Annotated in this window: 4 protein-coding genes; 3 read left to right on the top strand and 1 reads right to left on the bottom strand. The window is 65.9% G+C overall.

The features are described 5' to 3' along the window. Positions 1 to 211 precede the first annotated feature (211 nt). Entirely contained in the window at positions 212 to 1,639 is a 1,428-nt protein-coding gene (locus ACKODO_RS07575) for an amidohydrolase family protein (RefSeq protein ID WP_408982839.1), read from the top strand. Between the two features lie 9 nt (positions 1,640 to 1,648). Next, positions 1,649 to 2,758, top strand: a complete 1,110-nt coding sequence (locus tag ACKODO_RS07570) for a ring-opening amidohydrolase (protein ID WP_408982838.1) — start codon at positions 1,649 to 1,651, stop codon at positions 2,756 to 2,758. A gap of 254 nt (positions 2,759 to 3,012) precedes the next feature. Here the strand turns inward: ACKODO_RS07570 and ACKODO_RS07565 are convergent, their stop codons facing one another. Beyond that, positions 3,013 to 3,501, bottom strand: a complete 489-nt coding sequence (locus ACKODO_RS07565) for an Lrp/AsnC family transcriptional regulator (protein ID WP_408982837.1) — start codon at positions 3,499 to 3,501, stop codon at positions 3,013 to 3,015. 119 nt (positions 3,502 to 3,620) lie between these two features. On the opposite strand from ACKODO_RS07565, the gene rocF reads away from it, so the two are divergent. Beyond that, positions 3,621 to 4,550 (top strand): arginase, encoded by a 930-nt coding sequence (rocF, locus tag ACKODO_RS07560; protein WP_408982836.1) that lies wholly within the window; start codon positions 3,621 to 3,623, stop codon positions 4,548 to 4,550. Positions 4,551 to 4,648 lie beyond the last annotated feature (98 nt).

Raw genomic sequence — 4,648 nt, 5'->3', positions numbered from 1 at the left:
CGACCGCATGACCCGCGCCATCTCCATGGTGGGCGAGGCCTATGGCCTGACGGCGCTTCCGGCGGCGAGCGCGGTGTTCAACCGCTCCTTCCTGCCGCCCAAGGCCGAGCGCGCCGTGAAGGTCTTCACGAACTGAGGCCTTCCGCCTGAACCTCGGTCCCGCCGCACCCCGGCGGGCCCTTTTCATGGCCTCAACCCCGGAGCCTCGCTGATGTCCCTCGTTCTCGACGGCCTCACGCTCCGCCCCGATGGCGCGAGCCAACCCGTGCGGCTGGCGCTTTCCGGCGGGCGCATCGCTTCGGCTGGTCCCGATGCAAAGCGGAAGGACCGGCTGATCCTCCCCGGTTTTGCCAATGCGCATGACCATGCCCGGCCGCTTTCGCCCACCTCCTTCGGGGCGGCGGGCAAGCCGCTCGAAAGTTGGCTGCTGCGCCTTGCGGCGATGACACGCCAGGACCCCTATGTCGCCTCGGCTGCGCCGTTTGCGCGTGCCGCTCGCTCCGGCTGCACCTCGATCATGGCGCATTACACCCGCGCGCAGGGCCCGATGCCCCTGCCGGATGAAGCACGTGAGATCGGCCGCGCGGCCCGCGATGTCGGCGTGCAGGTCGCCTTTGCCGTGGCCATGCGCGACATGAACCCGATCATCTACGGCGATGCCACGCCCATGCTCGCGAGCATGCCGGCTGAGGCGCGCAAGACCGTCGAGGGCATTTTCGGCTCACCCCTGATGCCATGGCGCGAGCAGATCGCGCTTGCGGATGCGGTGGCTCAAGCCGCTGAAAATCCGCGTTTTTCGGTGCAATATGGCCCGAATGGCATGCAATGGTGCTCGCGCTCCATGCTCGAGGGCATCGCCGAGGCCTCGGCGCGCAAGGGCCGCCGCGTGCACATGCATTTCCTCGAAACGAAGTACCAGCGCGCCTGGGCCGACCAGAACTGCCCGCAGGGTGCCGCGCGCTACCTCAAGCAAATCGGCCTGCTGACGGATCGCCTGACGCTTGCCCATGCCGTCTGGGCCAATGACGACGACCTCGCGCTGATCGCGGAAGCGGGCACGGTGATCGCCACGAACGCCTCCTCGAACCTGCATCTGAAATCCGGCATCGCGCCGATCGGCCGGGCGATCCGGATGGGTTGCCGCGTCGCCATCGGGCTCGATGGCGCGGCCTTTGATGAGGATGACGACATGCTGCGGGAGATCCGCCTGGGGCAGTTCCTGCATGGCGGCTGGGGCTATGATTGCAACATTTCCCGCGAGGATTACCTGCTGAGCGCCTCGCGCAACGGCCGTTTCGCCAATGGCGCGGCGGATCAGGCGAGCCTCGCGGCGGGCGAGATCGCGGATTGCGTGGAGATCGATCTCGCAACTCTCGACCGCGATGCCGTGTTGCCGGTGGAGCCTGTCGATTATCTCTTCGCGCGGGCCAGCCTTGCGCATGTTGCTCGCGTCATCGCGGATGGCAAGGTGATTGTCGAAGGGGGCAAGGTCCTTGGTGTCGATCTCCCGGCCCTGGAGGACGAAATGCGCGCCCGTTATCGTGCGCAGATGCCGGAACGCGCGGATTTTCTTCGCGCCTGGCCCGCTTTCGATGTCGCGCTCGCCGGGTGGTATCGCGAACGCCTGGGCTGCTGCTGAGGGCCTGGCATGGCGCGCCGAGCCTATCTCCACCGCATTTCCGCCGCAGGCCCGGATGATGTCTCCGGTCTCGCGCGAGCCATTTCTGCCGGGGAAATCCGGCCCGAAGGCATTATCGCGATCCTGGGGAAGACCGAGGGCAATGGCTGTGTGAACGACTTCACCCGGGCCTTCGCGGTGCAATCGCTGCAACTCGAACTGAAGCGCCACCTGCCGGCGGCGGAGGCCGAAGCCGTGTGCTGTGTCATGTCCGGTGGCACGGAAGGCGCACTCGCCCCGCATTGGCTGGCGCTCGAGCGGCGCAACGTGACCGAGCCCGCGCGTTCCGCTCTCGCCATTGGCCGGGCCCGCACCCGCGAGATCCGCCCGGAGGAACTCGGCCGCATGGTGCAGATCGAAGCTGTGGCGGAAGGCGTGCATGCGGCCATGGCCGATGCGGGCATCACCAGCCCCGATCAGGTCCATTTCGTGCAGATCAAATGCCCGCTGATGACCGCGCAGCGCGTTTTGGAAGCGGCATCGCGCGGGGCCACGGTGGCGATCCGCGACACATTGAAATCCATGGGCTTTTCGCGCGGTGCTTCGGCACTTGGTGTGGGCCTCGCGCTGGGGGAAATCCCGGGCTCCGCGCTCTCCGAGGCGGCGATCGCGAAGGATGTGACTCTCTATTCCGGCCGCGCCTCCACCTCCGCGGGCATCGAATTGATGGACCATGAAATTGTCGTGCTCGGCATGTCCGAGGAATGGGCCGGGCCGCTTGCGATCGACCATGCCGTGATGGCCGATGCCATCGATATCGAGCCGGTGCGCGCCGCCCTTCAGCGCCTTGGCCTGGCGGCGCGGGGCCAGCTTGAGCCGGCTGAACGCGCGCAGCTCGTGGCCATGCTCGCCAAGGCCGAGCCTTCCACCACGGGTGTCCTGCGCGGCTTCCGCCACACCATGCTCGACGATTCCGATATTTCCGCCACGCGCCATGCCCGCGCTTTCGTGGCCGGCGCGCTGGCGGGGCTCCTGGGCCATGCCGAGATTTTTGTTTCCGGGGGAGCCGAGCACCAGGGGCCGGATGGGGGCGGGCCCGTGGCCGTCATCATCGACCGCCAAAAAGGGAAAACCGCTTGAGCGACACCCGTTTCAAGCGGCGGCGCGACGGTTTTGAGCTCGGTCACCGTTTCGAAGGTCCTGGCGTCCGGAAGAACCCTGGCGATCTTGTCGAGCTTCTAACCCATATGCAGACATTTGCCCATCAATGGAAACTCCGGCGAAGTGGCTCTTCCTCTTGTCGTCTGCTCCTTCTCAGGTTGGGCAGGTTCTACATCAGAGCGAGGGCGTTCAGGGGAACAGGTCAGAGGCCGTCACCGCGCCCTTGCTCGCTGTTAATCTTGGCCTTTTGATCTCGGCAGATCGCTCCAGTTCTCCTGGCCGGCGGTGAGGCGCGCCTGGCTGCTGCGCGGTGTCGCGAGAAGCAGATGCGTTTCTGATGCGCCGATCCCGGTGATGAGCCGGATGCGGTGAAGCAGGCCGTCGAGCGCGGTCAAGCTGCCGGTGCTCAACTCCGCGATCAGGTCCCATTTACCGCTCGTCGTGTGGATCGCCGTGATCTCGGCAAAGCCGCTGAGGGCATCGACCACACGATCTTTCGCGCGGCCCTCGACCTCGATCAGCGTGATGCCGCGGACCGGGGCCGAGACGACATCCGCCTTCAGCACGACAGTGTATCCGATGACTTCTCCGGAGGCTTCGAGCCGCTGCATCCGGGCGCGGATGGTGGCGCGGGAGGCATCCAGCGCGAGGGCAAGGTCGGAAACGCTGCGTCGCCCGTCATGGCGCAACAGGGTGATGAGCCGCTGGTCGAGATCGTCCATGTTCTGCCGATTTGCTGATATTGCTTATCAGATTGGTAGATTATGCTTGCCGATTGAGCAATCTGGTTCGTTCAGATCGCCGGAGCCTTGCGGTATCATTTTTTCAAAGGAGAGCCGCGATGGAGTTGAAGACCTGCATTCTGATTGGCGCCCCGGTGCAGGATGGCACCGGCCGCCTCGGCTGCGACATGGGCCCCAGCGCCTTTCGGGCGGCGGGCATCGGCCCGGCGCTCGCCTCGCTCGGACATGGCGTGGTGGATCAGGGCAACCTGTCGATCGGTGCGGTCGCGTCTGTCCCCCATCGCAATCCGGCAATCCGTGCGCTGGGCGAAATCGCGGCCTGGACCGAAACACTCGCGCAGGCGGTGGAAGAAGCTGGCCCGCGCGGGCTTCCAATCGTGCTCGGGGGTGATCACAGCCTTGCGGCCGGCACCCTCTCCGGCCATGCCCGTCGCGCGGCGATGGCCAGCCGGAAACTCTTCGTCCTCTGGCTCGACGCCCACCCGGATATGCACACGCTGGAGACCACCACGAGTGGCAACCTGCATGGCGTGCCTATGGCCTATGCGCTGGGGTTACCCGGTTTCGCCGGCCATTTCCCGCCGCTGCACACCCCGCTGGAACCGTCCCGCGTCTGCATGATCGGCCTGCGCAGTGTTGATCCGGCCGAGCGGCGCCTGCTCGGCGATTTGGGCATCCGCGTGCATGACATGCGTGCGATCGACGAGAATGGCGTCGCCTCCCTGCTTCGCGGCTTCCTCGATGAGGTGGAGCGGCAGGATGGCCTGCTGCATGTAAGCTTGGACGTGGACTTCCTCGATCCCGAAATCGCACCGGGCGTCGGCACCACGGTACCCGGCGGTGCGACCTTCCGCGAGGCGCATCTCATCATGGAGATGCTGCATGATTGCGGCCGCGTGACGAGCCTCGACCTCGTGGAACTGAACCCCTTTCTCGATGATCGCGGGCGCACCGCGCGCCTCATGGTCGATCTCACGGCGAGCCTGATGGGCCGCTCGGTGCTCGACCGCCCCACCCGGAGCTACTGAGATGGACCCCCGCAAGCTCAATATCGTTCGCTTCGTTAGCGTGGATGCGATGATGAAGCTCGTGCTCCAGCTTGGTGTCGAACAGGTTCTCGCCGATC

The organism is Rhabdaerophilum sp., from assembly GCF_046092605.1.
Taxonomy (GTDB): domain Bacteria; phylum Pseudomonadota; class Alphaproteobacteria; order Rhizobiales; family Beijerinckiaceae; genus Rhabdaerophilum.
This window is presented reverse-complemented; position numbering and strand designations above follow the sequence as displayed.

Coding starts and splice junctions, on each gene's coding strand:
- ACKODO_RS07565 (WP_408982837.1), bottom strand. CDS start 3,501: ATGGACGATCTCGACCAGCGGCTCATCACCCTGTTGCGCCATGACGGG.
- rocF (WP_408982836.1), top strand. CDS start 3,621: ATGGAGTTGAAGACCTGCATTCTGATTGGCGCCCCGGTGCAGGATGGC.
- ACKODO_RS07570 (WP_408982838.1), top strand. CDS start 1,649: ATGGCGCGCCGAGCCTATCTCCACCGCATTTCCGCCGCAGGCCCGGAT.
- ACKODO_RS07575 (WP_408982839.1), top strand. CDS start 212: ATGTCCCTCGTTCTCGACGGCCTCACGCTCCGCCCCGATGGCGCGAGC.